This window comes from Propylenella binzhouense (assembly GCF_009866965.1).
GTDB lineage: Bacteria > Pseudomonadota > Alphaproteobacteria > Rhizobiales > Afifellaceae > Propylenella > Propylenella binzhouense.
In genome coordinates this window covers 49,779-70,420 of record NZ_SPKJ01000001.1, presented here as the reverse complement: position 1 = coordinate 70,420, position 20,642 = coordinate 49,779, and the positions used below count along the sequence as shown (strand labels likewise).

Genomic DNA, 20,642 nt, shown 5'->3' with positions numbered 1-20,642 from the left:
ACATCGCGAAGCAAAATAGTCGGCCCCCTGCGGTCCTCCGCTGGCGCTTCGGCCCTGCGCTTCGCTCCGGGTGCAGAGCCGGCCCGCCCACCGTCTTCCGTCGCCATGAAGGCCGCGAGGGTCGCGGCCAATCCAGCGACGGAGCATCCCATGGCCACCGACGACGACTTCGAACCCCACCACAACTCGTCCCCGACCGATCACGTTCTCTCCGAGCTTCAGCTCTATGGCTTCCGCCCCTTTCAGGACGAACCGGATCCCCGACCGCTTCCCGAAGGCAACCTCGTCGCCGGGGCCATCGCCGACATCTTCGATGCTCTTGTCGCCACGCTCAGCGACACGCGCCTCGAGCCCGATCTCGAAGATCTGCTGTGGTCGACCACCAACGTCTTTCACCGAGCCGCCGACCGCATCGCCCGCGAGCTCGACGACAACGAGCAGGCGCAGCGTCGCAGCCAGCGCGAACAGGACGGCACCGAGGTCAAGTCCGTCGAGCTGGAGCGGCTCATCGCCGAAGGACAGACGCTCATTGAGCGGCGCGACGCCTTCGAGCTGATGCGCGACCAGGCCTGCAAGCACTTCGAGCGCCACACCGGCTCGGCCTGGCGGCCGCGTAACGGCTCACTCGTCAACCATCGCGCGATGACCGCAGCGATGATCGACAGCCGCGACTTCCTCGCCGCGAAGAAGCGCGCCGAAATCGAGGTCATACTGCCGCCTGGCCCGAAGGTCGCGGTCAGCGGCGGCCTCGACTTCAACGATCATCGATTGATCTGGGCCAAGCTCGACCAGGTGCACGCCAAGCATCCGGACATGGTGCTCATGCATGGCGGCTCACCGAAAGGCGCCGAGCGCATCGCCGCGCGCTGGGCCGATCACCGCAACGTGCCGCAGATCGCCTTCAAGCCCGATTGGACGAAGCACGCCAAGTCCGCACCCTTCAAGCGCAACGACGCCATGCTGGCCGTCCTGCCGATCGGCATCATTGTCTTTCCGGGCACTGGCATTCAGGAGAATCTCGCCGACAAAGCCCGCAAGCTCGGCATTCCCGTGTGGCGGTTCGGCGGCGCGTGAGCGCCGCTGCTTCGCGCTGGCCAGGCACACGCCGTCACGCATGCCGAAGCGGCAACGGCTACAACATTCAGGACATTCCGAACGCGGCCGAGCCGGGCTGGCGATGCACCGCCGCGAATTGTGCTGCCTCTTGTGGCGGCTCTGGTCTCCGACATGACCGTTCGACGCTGCGATCTTCGAACAAACTGCGGCGGCCTTCGACAATCCCGATTTCGTGGACGTCGTCATCCATTCGTACCGCCATCGGTTCGGTCTCGTCGCGAGTGATCCGGCCTATGATGCGGTCGAGCAACGGTTGGCGTCGCAGCCTCACATGAGCGTGCGGTCGATCGTGCTGGAGGGCGAGCACGACGGATACGATGCACCCGAGCCGGTCGACAACGACGCCCCGCATTTCACTGGGCCCTACGAAAGCGCCGCATTCCGAATGCCGGTCCAATCTGCCGCAGGACGTCCCGACCGCCTATGCCGATATCGTGCTTGCGCTCGCTTAGGAGCCCACTCCGACCTGTTGGGTGCTGCCGCTGCCCCTCGCATTTCTGATGCGATCCCAGTATTCCTAGGGCGCGCCGTGGTGGTGGTGGAAGGCGCGACCGTCAGATACTTCTCACGGAGGCCACCGTCATGATTGCCGTCAGCATCCTCGCCAGTATCGCCGCCATCGGCGTGATCTGCTGTTTGTTGTTCTACCTTGCCGTCTATACACTCCTGCTCTTCGCGGGCGTGACCGCTGGCGTGTGGGCATACGGCACCGGCGCCGGCTGGCTCGGAGCAATCGCCGTTGGGGTCGTTGCCGGCTTCGCGACGCTCCTCGTCGGGCATTTGCTGCTCATTTTCGTCAAGCCGCTCTGGCTGCGACTGCCGATCGCCCTGGCTTTCGTCGTACCCGCCGCGGTCGCCGGCTATCACGCGACACATGGCATCGTGAAGCACACCATGCCTTCCGAGGGCTGGCAGATCGCCTTTTCGGTTGTCGGGGCGATTGTCGTCGCCATCACTGCCTTCGCTCGCCTCGCGACACTGGCCCCGCCCGGTCAGCCCGGTCAGGGTGTGGCTCGCGCCTGACGCCATTCCAGCGGCGCGGCATTGCCAGAGCAGCCCGAAGCCTTCGACTCCGCCGCGTCGGTTGGCTTTCGCTGTGCGCTGCGGGACTTCCGGGATCGCAGCGAATTGCTGATCGCGGGGTCACGTTGGAACACGAGGCCAGGGTCGCGCAACGAACGACAACGCCTGCGAAAGCCGCGGCCGGATCGCTCGCTCCCGCGTTACTCATCGGGAGTATTCATGCGCAGGTTCGTTTGCCTCGACATGGCGAAGCCCTGACCGCCGTCGCTGTCGGATCTCTCTGCGGTTGCACGACGGTGTGGCCAGGTTCTCCCTGATCCTTCTCTGTCTGATCGAGCGCTCCAAGCGGCCTTTTTGATGGGCTGATCTGGCCGGACACCGGCTTCGCCTCGATCGCCTATGCCGCAATGGCGCCAATCGACTTTCTTCCCCTGGGCTGCGCCCATTCCTCGCGAAACAAGAAAGTCTTCCCGGCTGCCATCCTCCGCTGCGCTCCGGCCTGCAAGCAGGTGCGGCGTCGATCGCCTCCGGCCTGTCGATCGCCATCGAGGCCGCAATGGTGCGGGCTCGAAACAGAGATCAAGGAGAACTACCATGGCGACCATCGGCACCTTCAAGAAGTCCGGCACCGAGTTCACCGGCCAGATCGTCACCCTCTCGGTCCAAGCGAAGAACGTCCGCATCCTTCCCGAGACCAACCGCTCGGGCGAGAACGCTCCCAGCCACCGCGTCTTCGCGGGCCGCGTCGAGATCGGCGCCGCCTGGGCCAAGCGCTCCAACGAGGGCCGCGACTATCTGAGCCTCAAGCTCGACGACCCGTCGTTCACGGCTCCCATCTATGCCAACCTCTTCGACGACGAGGAAGGCGAAGGCTACAGCCTGATCTGGTCCCGCCCCAACGGCCGCCGCAACGGCGAGTGAGGCGCGAGCCCCAGGCCCCGCCCGAGCGACCGGGTGGGGCCTGATCGCTTCCGGCGGCGGGTCGGCACGGCGACCGAATCAGTCGAGCGTGATTCGGCCAACCGCCCGTCTTAGCCGCCATTTTCGCTCGCCTTGCCGGCCATAAGCGACTATTTTAGATGGGGTATTCGGCACCTATTTCTGCTGCCTTTTGAGAACGGGCGGACGTTGTATAGGAGGCTAGCGATTTCGCGAACGTTCTGCCGCTGCGCCTCTGGCTCGTTTGAGGCAATGGCTTCCTCGACACAGTCGTCGGCACGGTTCTGCAGGAAAAGTGCCCCTGCTCGGGCCAAAGCGGAGTGCGCTCTCGGTCTTCAAGGCGGTCTGCATCGAAAAGCGCGAACTGAATGCGCCGGTTCGGCAGATCGGGCAACGTGCCGCTCGGCTTTGTCTCCCTGACCGAGAATCTTATGATGATCGCCAAGGCGATCTGGATTCCGGTCCGCACGCTCTGGCCCGGGTAGCTCGGCGGTCAAGACGAGAGTCAGCTGGCAGCTGACACGCTCTCTTGGTAGCTGAGTTCGCGCTCCCGCCATGTGCTCTTGATTTAATCGAGAACGGCGCGGATCTCCGCATCGCTCATTACTCCTGCGAAGCCGGGCATGTCGCTCTCGTACCCGCCACCGACGATTGAGGCAGTGCTTTCCTTGACGATGCGGAACAGGAGTTCGTCGGGATGGTGCCATGTGTGACCGCTCTCGTCATGCGGCGGCGCGGGCAATCGGCCGGAGGGAGGCGGTCTACGCCATTCCGGCTGGCCTTCCAGATCCACGCCGTGGCAGGCGGCGCACTGATCGGCATAGATCTGGCGTCCATCGGCGATAATGTCCCAGCGACGCTACGGCAGTGGATGTGGGACTTGCATTATGCGAGACGGCGAAGACAGCGAGGATCACGCCTCCGACAACGAGACCGCTCCCGACAATATTTCGGAGGGGTTTTCCCCAAGATGTCTTTCCCCGTCACCTTTCGCATTCCGCTGGGACCACCATGTGCCAGCGGCGAGGCCCGCGCGACATTGGACATTGGCGTGAGCAATACCTATCTTTGCAGCATGATCGCACGTCTCGTCACCATGCTTGCCATACTCGCGATCACCGTGGTGACGGCGGTGAGTTCGGCGCATGCCGCGCGCATGAGCATGAGTTCCAGCGCGGACCACACGACGCATGTCGGCGAAATGATGCACTCTCCGGAGATCACGGACCCGGCTTGTGACCCTGCACGGCATTGTGGAGCGGCCGATGCCGGAATGTGCGATTTCATCTGCGCGGGTTTTGCGTCCTTCCTGGCCATGCCCGGCGCGCAAGCCGGTCTCCCTGCGCAACGGTCCGCAAGTCATGGGTTTCCGGCTGAGGCAGGCCACGTCGGCCATGCGCCCGGGCTGAACGACCGCCCTCCCAAGCTCCGTCTCCTCTGATCGCGCCCGGGCGGACGCCCGCGGCGTCCCCATAGGCATTCAGATCGGGACGGGATGTCCCGAGGAGACGACCATGCATACCATTTCAAGACGCGGCTTTCTGGCCGCAGGTGCGGCGGCGTTTGCCTCCGTTCACCTTCCGCGCGCTGTCCTCGCGCAGGTGGCGGCGCCTCTCGCGCTGTCCGCCGCGACCCGGACACTCGATATTGATGGCCGTGCGGCCACCGTTTTCGGTCTCGCCGGTCCCAGCGGCCAGGGACTGGTGCTCGACCCCGGCCAGAGGTTCCGGGTCGACCTGACCAACACGCTCGATACCCCGACGATCATCCATTGGCACGGCCAGATCCCGCCCAACGTGCAGGACGGCGTGCCGGACATGCCGATGCCTCTCCTGGCGCCGGGAGAGACCCGATCCTACGATTTCGAACCCCGGCCAGGCACCCACTGGATGCACAGCCATGTGCCGATCCAGGAGATGCAGCTTCTTGCCGCGCCGCTGATCGTGCGGTCACCGGAGGACCTGCGCGCCGACTGGCAGGAAGTCGTGATGCTCCTGCATGACTTCTCGTTCACGCCGCCGGAGGACGTTCTTGCCGAGATCACGGGCGGACAGACTGCCAACAGACATGGAGGTGGCCACGGCGCCGGCCATGGCGGGGGTGCGATGCCAGGGACGGGCCAGGGCGCTACGGGCAACATGCCGATGAACGGCATGATGGGCATGGGTGGCATGGCCATGGACCTGAACGATTACGACTGGGACGCCTATCTCGCCAACGACAGAACCCTCTCGGACCCGGAGGTGGTGCAGGTCGAGCGCGGCGGACGCATCCGGCTGCGCGTCATCAACGCTGCCGCGGCGACGGTATTCTGGATCGACACCGGTGCGGTCTCGGCGAGACTGATTGCTGTGGATGGACATACCGTTCAGCCTGTCCCGGGCACGCAGTTCGGGCTGGCGATGGGTCAGCGGCTTGATCTCGAGATCGACCTGCCGAGCGAAGGGGGGGCCTGGCCGATCCTGGCGCTGCGCGAAGGCGCGCGCGAGCGCACCGGCCTGATCCTCGCGACGCAAGGCGCGGACGTCCGGCGCATCACGGCCCTGGCGGAGACAGAGGCAGCCCCGTTCGACACCGATCTGGCGCAAGAAGCGCGATTGATCGGCCTCGAAGCCCTGCCTGATCGACCTGTGGACCGCAGCCAGATGCTGATGCTCGGCGGCACGATGCAGCCCTATGTCTGGACGATCAATGGAGACGTCTGGGGCCAGCAACAGCCGATCGTCGCGCGCCACAACGAACGGGTTGTGCTGTCGTTCCACAACATGTCGATGATGGGTCACCCGATGCATCTGCACGGGCATGCCTTCCAGGTGGTCGGTCTGAACGGACGGGCCGTTGCCGGCGCACTGCGCGACACGATCTATGTTCCGCCGATGTCGATGATCGATGTGGCCCTCGACGCGGGCGAGGCTGCACGCTGGATGCTGCACTGCCATCACATGCCGCATCTGGCCTCAGGAATGATGACCGAGTTTGCGGTCACGGCGTCGGTCTGATCTGCCACGGGGCGCTTTCTCGGGAAGCGCACCGAAATCCCGACACCTGCCATGTGCCTTCGCGTCCTGCCTCACGTTATCGCCAGGGCCGGGCGAAAGGCGCATCATGCAGCAGAAATGAAGGAGGAACGAAGATGAACTGGAACGATATGGGCTATGGAATGGGCTTTGGCTGGCTTTTCGGCCTGCTTTGCATCGTCCTTGTTGTCCTGATCATAGCAGCGCTGATCAAATACATCGGAAAGTAGAAGGAAGGATTTCTTCATGTCTTACACAATCGATCGAATGATCCCCGGCGCGGGCATCGATGATGTCGACTCTCGCACGCGCAAGACACTTGCAGACCATGGCTTCGGCGTACTGACCGAGATCGACGTCAAGACGACCATGAAAAAGAAACTTGACGTCGAGATGCCGGCCTATCGCATCCTTGGCGCCTGCAATCCGAAGATGGCGCATCAGGCGATCGGGATCGAGCCGCGGGTGGGCGCGATGCTGCCCTGCAACGTGATCCTGCGCGAGGTCGAGGGCGGCGTCGAGGTCAGCGCAATCGACCCGGTGGCGTCGATGCAGGCGATCGAGAACACCGAACTGACCGCCGTCGCGGGCCAGGTTCGCGACCTTCTGGCGAAGGCCGTCGCGGCGATCTGATGGTGCAGCACTCCAACATGACCGCGAGGCGCGCCATTTCAATAAACCGCGCGCGGCGTGTCGATCTGTGGAGGGCACCGGAACTGCCGATCGTCTTCCTTTCATTCCTGCTGCATTTCGTCTGGGAATTCGTTCAGGTGCCAACTTATGCCGGCATGGCAGAGCTGCCCCATTGGGACGCAATCAAGCTGTGCATATCGGCAACATTCGGCGACGTCGGGTTCGCACTGACGGCATTCTGGATTGCCTCTCTGGCGGCGCGCAGACGGGACTGGGTCCTTCGGCCGACGCGTCTTCCAACCGTGATCTTTGTCGCTGTCGGCATCCTGCTGACTGTCGGGTTTGAGTATTACTATACGAATATCAGCATGCGCTGGACCTATTCGGAACTGATGCCGCTTGTGCCGCCCTTAGGCACCGGGCTCAGTCCGCTTCTGCAATGGCTCGTCATTCCTCCGCTCCTGGTCTGGTTGACCCGTCGCCACCTCCTTGGCGCACAGATCATCGATGAGGCGGCCGCATGACACCGGGCGCGTTCAGATCCTGCTTCAGCCCGAGGCCGCGGCCGACGCTGCTGCGTCGGTCGGGACTGTCGCTCGTGCGGTTTGGATTGCGAAAAGAGCCTGAAGAGGAATACTGATGGCGGACACCTACAAGAAGAACAGCATTACCCTGACGGGCGCGGTGGCCATGGGCACCGGCGTGATGATTGCCGCGGGCATCTTCGCGCTGACAGGTCAGATCGCCGAGCTTGCCGGTCCGCTCTTCCCGCTGTCGTTTGTCGTGGGCGCCATCGTGACCGCGTTCAGCGCTTACACCTACATCAAGATGTCGAACGCCTTTCCGTCGGCAGGCGGCATCGGAATGATCCTGACGAAGGCCTATGGGCCGGTGACGGTCGCGGCGGGGGCGTCGCTGCTGATGGCGCTGTCGATGGTCATCAACGAAAGCCTCGTCGCGCGCACCTTCGGCACCTACACGCTTCGGGCGTTCGGCGGCGATCCGGACAGCGTTCTGGTGCCGGTTCTGGGCGTCGGGCTGATTGTCTTCGCCTATCTCGTGAACGTCTCGGGCAACCGGTCGGTCGGACTTCTGTCCATCGTCATGGCTGTGCTGAAGGTGGGTGGCATCGCCTTGTTCGGCACGGCCGGTCTCTGGGCGAGCGGCTTTTCGTTCGAAGCTACTGGCGGAGACTTGGGCGCCGGTGGCTTCGTGGCCTCGGTTGCGCTGTCGATCCTCGCCTTCAAGGGGTTCACCACCATCACCAACAGCGGCGCCGAGATCACTGACCCGAACCGCAACGTGGGGCGCGCCATCGTCTGGTCCATCGCCATCTGCGTTGTCGTCTATCTGCTTGTGGCCTTCGCGGTCGGCTCCAGCCTGCCGCTCGACCGCATCGTCGCGGCGAAGGATTACGCGCTGGCCGAGGCGGCCCGGCCCGCACTGGGTCAGACAGGCTTCTATCTAACGGTGGCGCTGGCGCTGGTGGCCACGGCGTCGGGTCTGATCGCGAGTGTGTTCGCCGTCTCGCGGATGCTGGCGATGCTGACCGACATGAAGATGATCCCGCACAGCCATTTCGGGATGCCGGGCACGATCAAGGACCACACGCTCGTTTACACCGTGGTGATCGCGGGCTTTCTGACGGTCTTCTTCGACCTCAGCCGGATCGCCTCGCTCGGGGCGTTTTTCTACTTGGTGATGGACATCATCATCCATTTCGGCGTGTTCCGGCATCTGCGAGAGGAGATCGGCGCGAAGAGCTGGGTGCTGCTGACGGCGATCGCTCTCGACGCGGTGGTGCTGGCCGCCTTCGCTGGGATGAAGTGGCAGTCCGACCCGATCATCGTCGTGATCGGCATGATCGGCATGGCGCTGGTGTTCCTCTTCATAAGGGTTTTCCTCGCGCGCAATCCGGTTCGGGAAGGCGCGCAGGACCATCACTGAACAAGGCTTGACCTTCCAACGGCTGGAGGCCGCAAGCTGAACCAAGATACCGAAAGGCTGGCAGACCATGGAGCAGGATCATCATCACGCGACACCCGACATTGCGGCGGGGACCGAGGCAGCGAAGGATCCCGTCTGCGGGATGGCGGTCGCGACAAAGCCCGACGGGCGGCATGCGGAGTTCCAGGGCGAGACCTTCCATTTCTGCTCGGAGAAGTGCCAGACGAAGTTCAAGGTCGACCCGTGGTTCTACGCCTCGGGGCGCGCTGGCGGACGGAAGAAGGCGGCGCCGGCCAACGTCCAGTACACCTGTCCGATGCATCCCGAAATCGTGCGGGATGCTCCGGGAGCCTGCCCCATCTGCGGCATGGCGCTGGAGCCGATGGTGCCGTCGGACGAGCCCAGCGAGGAACTGACGGACTTTACCCGACGGATGTGGATTTCGGCGGCAGCGGCGGTGCCGCTGATCATCCTGACGATGGGCGAATTGGTCGCCCTGCCGGTGCGCGACTGGGTCGGGCATCAGACGGCCAGCTACCTGGAATTCCTGCTGGCTACACCGATCGTGCTCTGGGCGGCCTTGCCGTTTTTCCGGCGCGGCTGGGAGTCGATCGTGAACCGCAGCCCCAACATGTGGACGCTGATCAGCCTCGGCGTGGGGGCGGCCTATCTCTATTCGATCGTCGCGACGTTCCTGCCGGGTCTCTTCCCCGAACAGTATCGTATGGGTCACGGCGTCGGCACCTACTTCGAAGCGGCGGTGGTGATCGTCGCGCTGGTCTTCGTCGGCCAGGTTCTGGAACTGCGCGCGCGCGAACGCACCGGCGACGCGATCCGCGCGCTGCTGGACCTCGCGCCGAAGACCGCGCGGCGCATCCTGCCCGACGGCACGGAATATGACGCGCCGCTGGAAAACATCATGGAGGGCGACCGTCTGCGCGTGCGCCCGGGCGACGCCGTGCCGGTCGATGGCACGGTGATCGAAGGGCGTTCCTCGCTCGATGAAAGCATGCTGACTGGCGAGTCGATGCCGGTGGAGAAAGGTCCGGGCGACGCGGTCACCGGGGCCACGATCAACAAGAACGGCTCTCTGGTGATGGAGGCAGGCAAGGTCGGCGCCGACACGGTGCTGGCGCAGATCGTCGCCATGGTGTCGAACGCGCGCCGGTCACGTGCGCCGATCCAGGGGCTGGCCGACCGGGTCTCGGCGGTGTTCGTGCCGACCGTGGTCGGCGTGGCGATCCTCGCCTTCATTGTCTGGATGATCTTCGGTCCGGAACCGGCATTGGTCTTCGCCATCGCCTCGGCGGTTTCAGTACTGATCATCGCCTGTCCCTGCGCGCTGGGGCTGGCGACGCCCATCTCGATCACCACTGCGGCGGGGCGCGGAGCGCAGGCGGGCGTGCTCATCAAGGATGCCGAAGCGCTGGAGCGCATGGCGGCGGTCGATACGCTGATCGTCGACAAGACCGGCACCCTGACCCTGGGAAAGCCGAAGCTGACGGATACCGTAGCGCTTGGAGACCTGACCGAGACGGACCTGCTCTCGCTTGCAGCGGCGCTCGAGCGCGGCTCGGAACACCCGCTGGCCGAGGCGATCGTCGAGGGCGCCGAGACGCAGGGTGCAGCCCGTCAGGAGGCCGTGGACTTCGACGCCGTCACAGGCAAGGGCGTGCGCGGCCGCGTCGGCGGACGCGCGGTGGCGCTCGGCAATGCGGCGATGATGCAGGAGATGGGACTGGACACGGGCACGGCCGAGTCGAAAGCGGATACTCTGCGCGCCGAGGGCAAGACGGCGATGTTCGTCGCTCTCGACGGCGCGCTCGTCGGCATCGTGGCAGTCGCCGACCCGATCAAGGACAGCACCGCACAGGCGATCCGGGAACTGCATGCCCAAGGGCTGCGCGTCATCATGGCGACCGGCGACAACGAGCGCACGGCACAGGCGGTCGCGGGCAAGCTGGGGATCGACGAAGTGCGCGCGGGCATCCTGCCCGAGGCAAAGAAGGACCTGATCGACCATCTGCGCCGCGACGGCCACAAGATCGCAATGGCGGGCGACGGGGTAAACGACGCCCCCGCATTGGCCGCCGCCGATGTCGGCATCGCCATGGGCACCGGCGCGGATGTGGCGATGGAAAGCGCAGGCATCACCCTGCTGGGCGGCGATCTGATGGGTATCGTCCGGGCGCGCAAGCTGGCCCGCGCCACGCTGCGCAACATCAAGCAGAACCTGTTCTTCGCCTTCGCATACAACGCCCTTGGCGTCCCCATCGCGGCCGGGCTGCTTTACCCCGTCACCGGCCTTCTGCTCTCACCAATGATCGCCGCGGCGGCCATGAGCCTGTCGTCGGTGTCGGTGATCACGAACGCGCTGCGGCTTCGGCGGGTCGATCTGTGAGGGGGCGATGATGGCTGAAGACCCGAACCGCTGGGAAGGCGTCTATCAAAGCAAGAAGGAGACCGAGACGAGCTGGTTCGAGGAGCGCCCGCAGGTCTCGCTCGACCTGATCGCCGCGACCGGGGCAACCAGCGACGCCGCCATCGTCGATGTCGGCGCGGGGGCGTCGCGGCTGGTGGATTGCCTGCTGGAACAGGGATTCCACCGGATCACTGCGCTCGACCTGTCGGACACCGGGCTGGCGAAGGCCCGCGCCCGGCTGCCCAACGATGCGCCCGTCGAATGGGTTGTGGCGAACGTCCTCGACTGGCAACCGTCCGGGCCCTTCGATGTCTGGCATGACCGGGCCGCGTTCCATTTCCTGACCAACGCTGCCGATCAGGAGGCCTATCTGCGTGTCATGGACCGTGCCCTTGTCCCCGGCGGCCATGCCATCATCGGCACCTTCGCGCCGGATGGCCCGGAAAGGTGCAGCGGCCTGCCGGTTGCCCGCTATGACGCCGCTCTACTCGCGGAACGGCTGGGTCCGGGTTACCGGCTGATCAAGTCGCTGCTTCACGATCACCACACGCCCTGGAACAGCGTGCAGCGGTTCCATTTCGGCCTGTTCAGGAAGGCCTGATTCATCCGACGAGTCCTCTGCCCGGCTTTCCAGGACCGGGTGGTCAGGCCAGCCGCGACCACTGCGGATGCAAATCGTCGACGATGGCGGGATGGGCGTGGCCCCGAGCGACACTCCCGTCGCGCAAATGCGGATGGTCGGGCGGAAGGTCGTCGTGGCGATGCGGTATGGGTTCTTCTTCCGCCGCAGGCCAGACCGCCAGGGCCAGCGCGACCGAAGCGGCCGCGATCAGCGCCAGCACGGCGAATGTCGGCCCCATGCCCACACGCGCGCCGAGCCAGCCCGCCAACGGGTAGGTGATCAGCCAGCAGCCATGCGACAGTGCGAACTGCGCGGCAAACACCGCCGGGCGGTCCTCCGGCAAGACCGAACGGCGCAAGAGCCGACCTGAGGGAGTCTGCACGACGGAATAGCCAAGACCCAGTGTGACCCACAGCGCCATCAATGCGGGAAGCCCGGCCGTTGTCAGGAATGGCCCGGCGATCAGTCCCTCCGCCAGCACCGCAGCCCCCGCCAGCATCACCGGACGGTCGGACACGCGGTCGAGCAGGTGCGGCAGGAGCAGCGCCGCCAGCATCGACCCGCCCCCGAAGGCCGCCAGCGCCAGGGCCACCTGCGACTGCCCAAGGCCTAGACCGGCCTGCACGATCACCACCGTGTTCACGATCACCATGGCCCCGGCAGCGGCAACGGCAAGATTAAGCGCCAGAAGCCCGCGCAGCCGTGGCGTCGCCAGGTAGAGCCGGATACCGCGCGTCGTGCGGTCCCATATCCCGCGCGGGAACCCCGGCTTCGGGCTGGGCAGCACGACCGAGACCACCAGCGCCGCCGAGGCGAGAAATCCGAGCACCGTGCCGCCGAACAGCGCGGAAAAGCTCACCACCGTCAGCAAAGCCGCCGCCAGCATCGGCGAGACCAGGTTCTCCAGATCGTACGCCAGCCGCGACAGCGACAGGGCCCGGGTGTAGTCCCGTTCGTCGGGCAGAATGTCCGGTACCGTGGCCTGGAATGTCGGCGTGAAGCCGGCCGATGCCGCCTGCAACAGGAAGATCAGCACATAGACCTGCCAGACCTCGGTCACGAAGGGCAAGGCCAGTGCGACCCCGGCGCGGGTCAGATCGAGCGTGACCAGCATGGCGCGTCGCGGCAGACGTTCAGCAAAGGCCGCAGCGATCGGGGCCAGCACCACATAGGCCACCATCTTGATCGCGAGGGCCGTCCCCAGCACCAGCCCTGCGTCCGCCCCCGCCAGATCGTAGGCCAGAAGGCCAAGCGCCACCGTGGCAAGGCCGGTTCCCAGCAGCGCCACGACCTGCGCCGCGAACAGGTGGCGATAGGCGCGATTGGCGAACAGTCGGAGCATGACGTGACCCTTTCAGGCGGCGCGTGGCGCGAGCAGGATGATGCCGGCGCCGAGGAGACAGAGAGCCGCACCAGCGGCGTCCCAGGTATGGGGCCGTTGGCCCTCGACCGCCCAGAGCCAGACCAGAGAGGCAGCGATGTAGACTCCGCCATAAGCCGCGAAGGCACGACCGGCGAAGTCGGACGGGGCGAGCGTCAGAAGCCAGGCAAAGCTGAATAGCGAGACAAGGCCGGGCAGCAGCCACAGCGCCGAGGCCCCGAGCCGCAGCCACGCCCAGACGGCGAAGCATCCGGCAATTTCGGCCAGCGCCGCGGCGGCATAGATCGCAAAGGTCGGGATCGCGGTCATGTGGTCGCCCCCGACTCCGCGCCCGCCCCAGGCTTGGGGCGATGGTCATCGGCGCACAGCGCATGGTCGCTCAACACCTCGATTACCCGGCAATCCGCGATCGTCCCTTGGGCGCATTGCGTGATCATCCGTTCCAGCTCGGCCTTGAGAGCTGTCAGCCGTGCAATCCGGGCCTTCACGGCTTCAAGCTGCTCCTTTGCGATGATGTCCGCAGCGGCGCAAGACTGGTCTGGCTTGTCGGAGAGGCTGAGCAGGTCGCGGATCGCCTCGAGCGGAAATCCGAGATCGCGGGCGTGGCGGATGAACGCCAGCCGGTCGAGCGCCTTGGACCCGTAGAGCCGCTGGTTCCCGGCGCTGCGTTCGGGTTCGGGCAGAAGCCCTATCTGCTCGTAATAGCGAATGGTGGGAACCTTGACGCCCGCCGCTTCGCCCAGTTTCCCGATGGTCAGCATCGAATGCCCCTTGAAGCTATAGTTGCTAGAGACATTAGGTTACAGATCCGATGGACACAATCGCCACGTTTGGCGGGACGGGAAAGCACGATGACGACGCGCAATGCGACAAGCTGTGAATGGAGGGTCACCGGCATGGACTGCGGTTCCTGCGCCGGCAAGGTCCGGGGCGCGCTCGAGCGTCTGCCGGGGGTAGCGGATGTCGACGTGGCGCTGATGGCCGAGCGGCTACGGCTTACGCTCGATGAGGATCAGACCTCCCGCGATCACGTCGAGGCCGCGGTGAAGAAGCTGGGGTTCGGCATCGCGCCGAAGGGCAGCGCCGCCCCGCGCAAGGGCTTTGTTCTGCCCGATGGCGCCTTTTCTGCAGGCGCGACTGGCGACGCCGCGCTTGCACCGGACACTGCGCAAGGCACGCCGGCTTCTGCCGAAGGGCGTACAGCAAGCGACTTGTCCTGGTACACGACCGGCAAGGGCCGTCTGGTGATCGGCGCCGGCGCCCTGCTGGTCGCCGCCTGGGCGGTGAAGCTTCTGGCCTCGGGCGGGATCGCGAACTGGGCCTTTATCCTGGCGACGCTGATCGGTGTCGCACCGATCGCCCGTCGCGCCATCACCGCGGCACGCGCGGGCATGCCCTTCACCATCGAGATGCTGATGACCATCGCGGCCACCGGCGCGCTGGTCATCGGCGCCGCCGAGGAAGCGGCGCTGGTGGTCTTCCTGTTCGCGGTAGGCGAAGTGCTGGAAGGGGTCGCGGCGGACAAGGCTCGCGACGGGATCAGGGCGCTGGCCCGGCTGGTTCCCAAGACGGCCTTTTTGGAGGTTTCCGGCAAGACGCGCGAGGTGCCCGCTGAAAACCTGAAGATCGGTCAGACGGTTCTGGTGCGGCCGGGCGACCGGGTGCCCGCCGATGGCGAGGTGATCGAGGGCGTCTCGGGCGTGGACGAAAGCCCGGTCACGGGCGAAAGCGTGCCCAACCTGAAGGAACCCGGCCAGCCTGTGTTCGCAGGCTCGATCAACACCGAAGCCGCCTTGCGCGTGCGGGTGACGAAGGCGGCCGAGGACAACACGATCGCCCGCATCATCCGTCTGGTCGAGGAAGCGGAAAGCGCCCGCGCCCCGACCGAGCGGTTCATCGACCGGTTCAGCCGCATCTACATGCCCGCCGTGGTGGGCCTCGCCCTCATGGTGGCTATCGTGCCGCCGCTGGCATTCGCCCAGGCTTGGGACACGTGGGTGTACCGCGCGCTGGCGCTTTTGCTGATCGGCTGTCCCTGCGCACTGGTCATCTCGGTTCCGGCGTCCATCGCCTCGGCATTGTCCGCGGGAGCACGGCGCGGGCTTTTGATGAAGGGCGGCGCGGTGATAGAAGCCGCGGCCCGAACCACGCAGGTAGCCTTCGACAAGACCGGCACGCTGACCCTTGGACGCCCCCGGATCACCGACATCGTGCCGATCGGCGGATCGGAGGCGGAGGTTCTGTCCCTCGCCGCAGGGATCGAGGCGGGCTCCAGCCATCCCCTGGCCGAGGCGATCCTGTCCCGCGCCGAGGCCGACGGTGTCGCGACCCTGCCCGCATCCGGCGCCCGCGCACTGCCCGGCAAGGGCGCCGAAGCGATGGTCGGCGACGGCCTTGCATGGGTTGGCTCGCCGCGCTTTGCCGAGGCGACGGGCGTTCTCGACGACGCCGCGCGCCAGACCGCAGCGACGCTTGAGGACGAGGGCAAGACCATCGTGGCGGTCTTCCGGTCCGATCGACTGGTCGGGCTTCTTGCGCTGCGGGACGAGCCTCGCCCGGACGCAGGCGACGCGGTGCGCCAGCTGAAGGCGCTTGGCATTGGCGCGGTGATGCTGACCGGCGACAACGCCCGCACCGCCGCGGCGATCTCGCAGGCCCTCGGCATGGATCACCGCGCCGAGTTGATGCCGGAAGACAAGGTCGCGGCCATCCGCGAGATGACGGCGGGCGGCCGCGTGATGATGGTGGGCGACGGGATCAACGACGCCCCCGCGCTGGCCTCGGCCCATGTCGGGGTCGCCATGGGCTCGGGCACCGACGTGGCGCTCGAGACCGCCGATGCGGCGCTACTGCGCAACCGGGTGACGGACGTTGCCGGGACGATCCGGCTTTCCCGCGCGGCCATGGCAAACATCCGCCAGAACGTGGCGATCGCGCTCGGCCTCAAGGGGGTGTTCCTTGTCACGACCGTGCTGGGCGTGACCGGGCTCTGGCTCGCGATCCTTGCCGATACAGGCGCCACGGTTCTCGTCACGCTCAACGCGCTGCGTCTGCTGGCCTTCAATCCCGATAAGGAGACCTGAGATGACATCGCCGTTCAGCCGGAGCGCTTGCGGTCCTCAGTCTGTTCAGTGCCTCGGATAAGGCATGGATGTTCGCGAATAAGGAATATGCTGGCCGCCGCCATCGGCCCGCCTTGCCTGATCGATGGGGCGCAAGTGCCGCGTTGGATCGGGTGAATGGAAGAGATAGACAAGCAGGGAGCGTTGCGGCCGGTTTCCCGCGGTCCGGCGAGTTACTTCGCCGGGCAACCTGCAAGAATGGAGGATATTCGATGAAATTCATGGTCTCCCGACGCCGCCTGATGCTTGGCGCTTGTGCGGCTTCAATTGCGACAACGCTGCCCGCTTTGGCGCAAGACAGCCCGGCGATCCATGTTCTCAAAGACCCGAATTGCGGATGTTGCGGGGCTTGGGTCGAGGTTCTGCAGTCCGAAGGGTTCGACGTGACGGTCGAGGCGAGCATGGGGACACTGCTGACCCGCTACAAGCTCGACAACGGGGTCCCCCAGGAGATGATCTCCTGCCATACCGGCAGGATCGAGGGCTACATGATCGAAGGTCACGTACCTGTCGCCGACATTCGTCGTCTTCTCGACGAACGCCCGGATGCCGTCGGTCTTGCAGTGCCTGGGATGCCTTACGGCTCGCCGGGCATGGGGCCGGAAAGCGAGCGCGAAGCCTATGACGTGTTCCTGATCCGACGCGACGGTTCGACGGAGGTCTATGGCAGCTATTCGGCTGCCTGACGCCTGAGACGGCAAGACTGGCCGCTGCGCAGATTAATGCGCGCCGGTCACGAGCGCTGCCGGTCAAAAGGACTTCTTCGAGCGGCTCTTGGTCCGACAACAAAGGTTGCCCAAGGGCGCATTGTCGTCGTTGTTCAACGAAGAACGACCGAAATAGTCGTAGTTTACAAAACCATTCGAAGATTGGTTATGAGAAGTGCCGACCTTGATTCGAAGGGGGAAACGGCATGCCAGAAAATCACTATATCGGGCTGGATGTCTCGGCTCGCACCGTCAATCTCTGCGCCGTCGATCACGATGGCCACGTAGTGCACGAGCGCAAGCTCGCCTCCGAACCGGAGGAAATCGCACAGCATATCCTGTCACTTCGGTTTCCGATTGTTCGTGTCGGTCTTGAAGCCGGTATGTTGTCGCAACATATCTATGGGCGGTTGGCAGATGCTGGCCTCCCAGTCGTTTGCGTCGAAACCCGGCACATGAAGGCGGCGCTCGCCGCGCAACTCAACAAGACAGACCGGCACGATGCGCGCGGGATCGCACAGATGATGCGCGTCGGACTGTTCAAGCCGGTCCATGTCAAGACGCCGAGCAGCCAACGCCTACGCACCATCCTCACAGCGCGGCAGCTCTTGCGGAACAAGCTCCAGGACGTCGAAAACGAAATCCGCGGACTCATCCGCAACTACGGCTATCACCTTGGCAAGGTGACGGCTCGCGACTTCGAGCCTCGGGTGCGTGAACTCATTGCTGACACTGACCTCCATGCCGTTGCGGACGCTTTGCTGCAGGCGCGGCGCGGATTGCGAGAACAATTCGACCGGTTGGACGACATGCTCGTCCGATTGGCCCGCCAGGATGAATTGGCGCGCCGGTTTATGACCGTTCCCGGCGTTGGCCCACTTGTCGCACTGACATTCCGGGCGACAGTCGATGTCCCAGCCCGCTTCACGCGCTCGCGCACAGTCGGCGCACATTTCGGGCTGACACCGCGCAAGCAGCAATCCGGTGAGGTGGACCGCAGCGGCCGGATTTCGAGATGGGGCGATGAGATGATGCGAAGTCTTCTTTATGAAGCTGCACAAGTGCTGCTGACGCGAGTGAAACGGTGGTCTGCGCTCAAGGCCTGGGGCGCACAAATCTCGCGACGAAGAGGTCACAAGAAGGCGATCATTGCGCTGGCGCGGAAGATCGCTGTGATCCTTCATCGCATGTGGATCGACGGAACGGAATTCGACTGGGGCAAACGGCCGGGACCCGCTGCTTCAACCGTTTAGGGTTCGACCGGGTTCAGTCCAGGTCGAAGCATATCCCCGCGAGGGGACGGGGAACGGCGAGCGCGCAAATACGACTTGACCGCCAAGGCCGATGCCGAGGTGATGTCGCAATTTAGATTGTCCCGCCGGCTCCTCTGATCCCATCCTGTGGCGGTCTCGTACCGACCACGAAGAGAAGCATGATCCTCGCGGGGGTGCCGCTCAAACTTCGTCGTCGGGCTCGACTAGATCGACGTGGCTGACCCCGAGGGATTGGGCGAGTTCATACAGCGTGATCACGGTCGGGTTCCTCCGGCCGCGTTCGAGGCTGCTTAGATATTGCTGGCTGAAGCCGGAACGTACCTCGACCTCTTCCTGGGTCAGGCCCTTCTCCCGACGCAGGCGGGCGAAGTTCCGGCCGACCAGTTTGCGCATATCCATGCGCAGGAAGATCGCGATTTACATACTTTAAGTTTATCAACTATAGTATGTAAATGAACCGCTGGGGAGTATGGGAAACCATGCTATCCGGTTGGTCCGAATAGAGAAGTCGTAGTTCTGGCGCGCTCGGTCGGCCCGGTGGGAGGTGATCATGCATGATCACCGCCCGACAATCGCGGGCCGCTCGCGCGTTGCTGGGATGGACGCAGGAAACGCTTGCTGACCGGGCCCTTGTTTCGCTCACGGCGCTGAAGCGCCTCGAATCCGGTCATCGCGCCGTCTACGAGTCGACGGAGGATCAGGTCCGTCGAACGCTGGAGGCGGCAGGCATCGTCTTCCTGACGTCCGACCAAGGCGAAGGAGTGATGCTTGTTCATACTGAGGTCAAAGGCTCGAAGCATAGTCAGTAGCGTTGCGGTACGCTTCGGGCCGAATCAGATTGCGCGGCGCCATGATCGAGTAGCGAGAGCCAGTTGACACAGGATGCATTTTTCGATGAACCACCGCAGAGCGACGAGCTCACACGCTATGATCGAGCACACATGAAGCTCTACATGCGACTTCTCGACGCCGACTCAAGCGGTGCCGACTGGCGAGAGGCCGTTCACGTACTCTTCGGGATTGATCCGGACAAGGAGCCGTTGCGTGCCAGCCTAGTGCACCGCGCCCATTTGGCTCGCGCTCGTTGGATGACCGAACACGGGTACAAACAGCTGCTCCGCGAATAGGCAGCTAACGGAAGCATGATGCCGGCTCGGCATCACCTGCTGCCAAGAACCAAACTTCACTTACCTCGCCACAGCCATGATCGTTGCTTCCTTCGATGCAAGCCTCAGCGGCGACGAAGGGAGGAACTAGATGAGACCTGATACATCGCATTGGCATTCGTCGGTATCGTATGATTATGTGGACGGCCTGATCGCGTCAGACTTGGCCTGGGAATGGTTGCGGCGAAACACGAACTACCAGCACGATTATTTCCGAAGCGAGCGCCGTCCGACCCAATCGAAAGACTTAACGCGCGAGGTATGCGAGCGCTGGGGGTTGCGCTTTCCCGATTGACCCGGGTCTTTCGGCAAAAGACGTCACGGTGTTCTGGTCACCGGAAACCGACCCAGGCACGGTTATCCTGGGTGCATGGCAGGCTATATCCACCGTCGACAGCATCGTTGCGCCAGCGATAGATGCCGAGACCAGTCATACGGATTCCGATGGTGGTGTAAGTCTCACCCTTGGCCGCGGCCTCTTATCGATCCATGTCCTTCTTCTGCCGGGGATTGCGCCAGGTCAGCGAGTCATCGCTCTCCTCCCTCTGGGTACGGACGGCCTTGACCGCATAGAGGCGATCGCAAGGCTTTGGCGCATGGCGCATAGCCTTCGCTTGCTCCCCGACGCACGCATTACAGTGCAACAGCGCCGCCGGCTAAGACGTATGCTCCAGGCGGTCGACGGTCACAGCGAAGGAGCGAGCTACCGCCAGATTGCCGAAGCCATTTACGGTCAATCCCGCGTCTCCGAGACGCCTTGGAAAACCTCCGCCCTACGCGACGCGACTATCGACCTCGTTAAAGACGGTCTGGCCCTGATTGCCGGCGACTACCGCTCGCTACTCAAGCGTCGCCGTCGGCTGTAGGGCTATGCCAACGCGGGGGTGCTTTTTTGGCCATCCCAAATTCGCCATCCCCCCTCGCAGCTTCTCTCCGCCACCGTGGCCTTCGAACGCCGCCGATCACCGGCAGCCTTAACGAACGCCCGGAGGTGCGAAATGACCACTCTCGCCGGCTTGCCGCCGCGCTTTCTACGAACTCCGGAGGCAGCCAACTTTCTCGGCCTGTCCAGCCGTACGCTCGAAAAGCATCGTACCTACGGCACAGGCCCCGCATATCGAAAGCTCGGCGGACGGGTCGTTTACGCTCTGGAGGACTTGCAGGCCTGGGCTGACCGGGGCGCGGTCACCTCCACATCCGATCCTCGCGGCTCCGTTCTTCCGGCAAAGCGCCATGCGTCAGCGCTGCATGCCGGACGTCAGCATCGCTGAGA

Annotated in this window: 24 protein-coding genes and 1 pseudogene; 19 read left to right on the top strand and 6 right to left on the bottom strand. The window is 64.5% G+C overall.

Going from position 1 to position 20,642, the window contains the following annotated elements; genetic code table 11:
- The first annotated feature begins 150 nt into the window (after positions 1-150).
- Positions 151-1,074 (top strand): DUF2493 domain-containing protein, encoded by a 924-nt coding sequence (locus tag E4O86_RS00400; RefSeq protein WP_161138533.1) that lies wholly within the window; start codon positions 151-153, stop codon positions 1,072-1,074.
- A 67-nt stretch (positions 1,075-1,141) separates the two neighbouring features.
- Here E4O86_RS00400 and E4O86_RS00395 read toward each other — a convergent pair whose 3' ends face one another.
- The gene (locus E4O86_RS00395; protein ID WP_161138532.1) at positions 1,142-1,366 is read right to left on the bottom strand and encodes a hypothetical protein; all 225 of its coding nucleotides are present in this window, start codon (positions 1,364-1,366) and stop codon (positions 1,142-1,144) included.
- Between the two features lie 332 nt (positions 1,367-1,698).
- Here E4O86_RS00395 and E4O86_RS00390 point away from each other — a divergent pair, with 332 nt between their 5' ends.
- From E4O86_RS00390 to E4O86_RS23360, 3 genes and pseudogenes are all read left to right on the top strand, one after another.
- Entirely contained in the window at positions 1,699-2,139 is a 441-nt protein-coding gene (locus E4O86_RS00390) for a hypothetical protein (protein WP_161138531.1), read from the top strand.
- A 594-nt stretch (positions 2,140-2,733) separates the two neighbouring features.
- The gene (locus tag E4O86_RS00385; protein WP_161138530.1) at positions 2,734-3,060 is read left to right on the top strand and encodes a DUF736 domain-containing protein; all 327 of its coding nucleotides are present in this window, start codon (positions 2,734-2,736) and stop codon (positions 3,058-3,060) included.
- 340 nt (positions 3,061-3,400) lie between these two features.
- Positions 3,401-3,563, top strand: a pseudogene (locus tag E4O86_RS23360) (glutaredoxin); the annotation flags it as partial.
- 83 nt (positions 3,564-3,646) lie between these two features.
- On the opposite strand, the gene E4O86_RS00380 reads toward E4O86_RS23360, so the two are convergent.
- Entirely contained in the window at positions 3,647-3,922 is a 276-nt protein-coding gene (locus E4O86_RS00380) for a c-type cytochrome (RefSeq protein ID WP_343039054.1), read from the bottom strand.
- Between the two features lie 207 nt (positions 3,923-4,129).
- Between E4O86_RS00380 and E4O86_RS00375 the strand changes: the two genes are divergently transcribed.
- From E4O86_RS00375 to E4O86_RS00345, 7 genes are all read left to right on the top strand, one after another.
- Positions 4,130-4,519, top strand: coding sequence for a hypothetical protein (locus E4O86_RS00375; RefSeq protein WP_205520535.1), 390 nt, complete (start codon positions 4,130-4,132; stop codon positions 4,517-4,519).
- A 73-nt stretch (positions 4,520-4,592) separates the two neighbouring features.
- Positions 4,593-6,077 (top strand): multicopper oxidase family protein, encoded by a 1,485-nt coding sequence (locus E4O86_RS00370; RefSeq protein WP_161138529.1) that lies wholly within the window; start codon positions 4,593-4,595, stop codon positions 6,075-6,077.
- Positions 6,078-6,341: 264 nt separating this feature from the next.
- A complete protein-coding gene (locus tag E4O86_RS00365; protein ID WP_161138528.1) occupies positions 6,342-6,728 on the top strand; it encodes a DUF302 domain-containing protein in 387 nt (128 codons plus the stop codon).
- Positions 6,728-7,252: a hypothetical protein gene (locus tag E4O86_RS00360; protein WP_161138527.1), complete on the top strand. Its 525-nt coding sequence runs from the start codon at positions 6,728-6,730 to the stop codon at positions 7,250-7,252. Before E4O86_RS00365 ends, E4O86_RS00360 begins: the two co-directional genes overlap by 1 nt.
- A gap of 115 nt (positions 7,253-7,367) precedes the next feature.
- The gene (locus E4O86_RS00355; protein WP_161138526.1) at positions 7,368-8,675 is read left to right on the top strand and encodes an APC family permease; all 1,308 of its coding nucleotides are present in this window, start codon (positions 7,368-7,370) and stop codon (positions 8,673-8,675) included.
- A gap of 67 nt (positions 8,676-8,742) precedes the next feature.
- The gene (locus E4O86_RS00350) at positions 8,743-11,076 is read left to right on the top strand and encodes a heavy metal translocating P-type ATPase (RefSeq protein ID WP_161138525.1); all 2,334 of its coding nucleotides are present in this window, start codon (positions 8,743-8,745) and stop codon (positions 11,074-11,076) included.
- Between the two features lie 7 nt (positions 11,077-11,083).
- On the top strand, positions 11,084-11,698 hold the full coding sequence (locus tag E4O86_RS00345; protein WP_246206022.1) for a class I SAM-dependent methyltransferase: 615 nt from the start codon (positions 11,084-11,086) through the stop codon (positions 11,696-11,698).
- Between the two features lie 43 nt (positions 11,699-11,741).
- On the opposite strand, the gene E4O86_RS00340 is transcribed toward E4O86_RS00345, so the two are convergent.
- Genes E4O86_RS00340 through E4O86_RS00330 form a run of 3 tightly spaced genes read right to left on the bottom strand, consistent with a single transcriptional unit; the run spans position 11,742 to position 13,861 of the window.
- Entirely contained in the window at positions 11,742-13,061 is a 1,320-nt protein-coding gene (locus E4O86_RS00340) for an MFS transporter (RefSeq protein WP_161138524.1), read from the bottom strand.
- A gap of 12 nt (positions 13,062-13,073) precedes the next feature.
- Positions 13,074-13,409 (bottom strand): YnfA family protein, encoded by a 336-nt coding sequence (locus tag E4O86_RS00335; protein WP_161138523.1) that lies wholly within the window; start codon positions 13,407-13,409, stop codon positions 13,074-13,076.
- A complete protein-coding gene (locus tag E4O86_RS00330; RefSeq protein WP_161138522.1) occupies positions 13,406-13,861 on the bottom strand; it encodes a MerR family transcriptional regulator in 456 nt (151 codons plus the stop codon). Before E4O86_RS00330 ends, E4O86_RS00335 begins: the two co-directional genes overlap by 4 nt.
- Before the next feature lie 90 nt (positions 13,862-13,951).
- Between E4O86_RS00330 and E4O86_RS00325 the strand changes: the two genes are divergently transcribed.
- The 3 genes from E4O86_RS00325 (at position 13,952) to E4O86_RS00315 (ending at position 18,182) form a co-directional block, all read left to right on the top strand.
- Entirely contained in the window at positions 13,952-16,183 is a 2,232-nt protein-coding gene (locus E4O86_RS00325; RefSeq protein ID WP_205520533.1) for a heavy metal translocating P-type ATPase, read from the top strand.
- Positions 16,184-16,434: 251 nt separating this feature from the next.
- Entirely contained in the window at positions 16,435-16,908 is a 474-nt protein-coding gene (locus E4O86_RS00320) for a DUF411 domain-containing protein (RefSeq protein WP_246206020.1), read from the top strand.
- Positions 16,909-17,135: 227 nt separating this feature from the next.
- A complete protein-coding gene (locus E4O86_RS00315) occupies positions 17,136-18,182 on the top strand; it encodes an IS110 family RNA-guided transposase (RefSeq protein WP_161138521.1) in 1,047 nt (348 codons plus the stop codon).
- Positions 18,183-18,383: 201 nt separating this feature from the next.
- On the opposite strand, the gene E4O86_RS00310 is transcribed toward E4O86_RS00315, so the two are convergent.
- Complete coding sequence (locus E4O86_RS00310) at positions 18,384-18,602, bottom strand: helix-turn-helix domain-containing protein (protein ID WP_161138520.1); 219 nt, start codon at positions 18,600-18,602, stop codon at positions 18,384-18,386.
- Between the two features lie 155 nt (positions 18,603-18,757).
- On the opposite strand from E4O86_RS00310, the gene E4O86_RS00305 reads away from it, so the two are divergent.
- From E4O86_RS00305 to E4O86_RS00290, 5 genes are all read left to right on the top strand, one after another.
- On the top strand, positions 18,758-19,012 hold the full coding sequence (locus E4O86_RS00305) for a helix-turn-helix domain-containing protein (RefSeq protein ID WP_161138519.1): 255 nt from the start codon (positions 18,758-18,760) through the stop codon (positions 19,010-19,012).
- Between the two features lie 63 nt (positions 19,013-19,075).
- On the top strand, positions 19,076-19,330 hold the full coding sequence (locus E4O86_RS00300; protein ID WP_161138518.1) for a DNA -binding domain-containing protein: 255 nt from the start codon (positions 19,076-19,078) through the stop codon (positions 19,328-19,330).
- 130 nt (positions 19,331-19,460) lie between these two features.
- On the top strand, positions 19,461-19,664 hold the full coding sequence (locus E4O86_RS23355) for a transcriptional regulator domain-containing protein (protein ID WP_246206019.1): 204 nt from the start codon (positions 19,461-19,463) through the stop codon (positions 19,662-19,664).
- A 28-nt stretch (positions 19,665-19,692) separates the two neighbouring features.
- A complete protein-coding gene (locus E4O86_RS23880; protein ID WP_161138517.1) occupies positions 19,693-20,235 on the top strand; it encodes a DNA -binding domain-containing protein in 543 nt (180 codons plus the stop codon).
- 132 nt (positions 20,236-20,367) lie between these two features.
- Positions 20,368-20,640, top strand: a complete 273-nt coding sequence (locus tag E4O86_RS00290; protein WP_161138516.1) for a helix-turn-helix transcriptional regulator — start codon at positions 20,368-20,370, stop codon at positions 20,638-20,640.
- Positions 20,641-20,642: the final 2 nt, after the last annotated feature.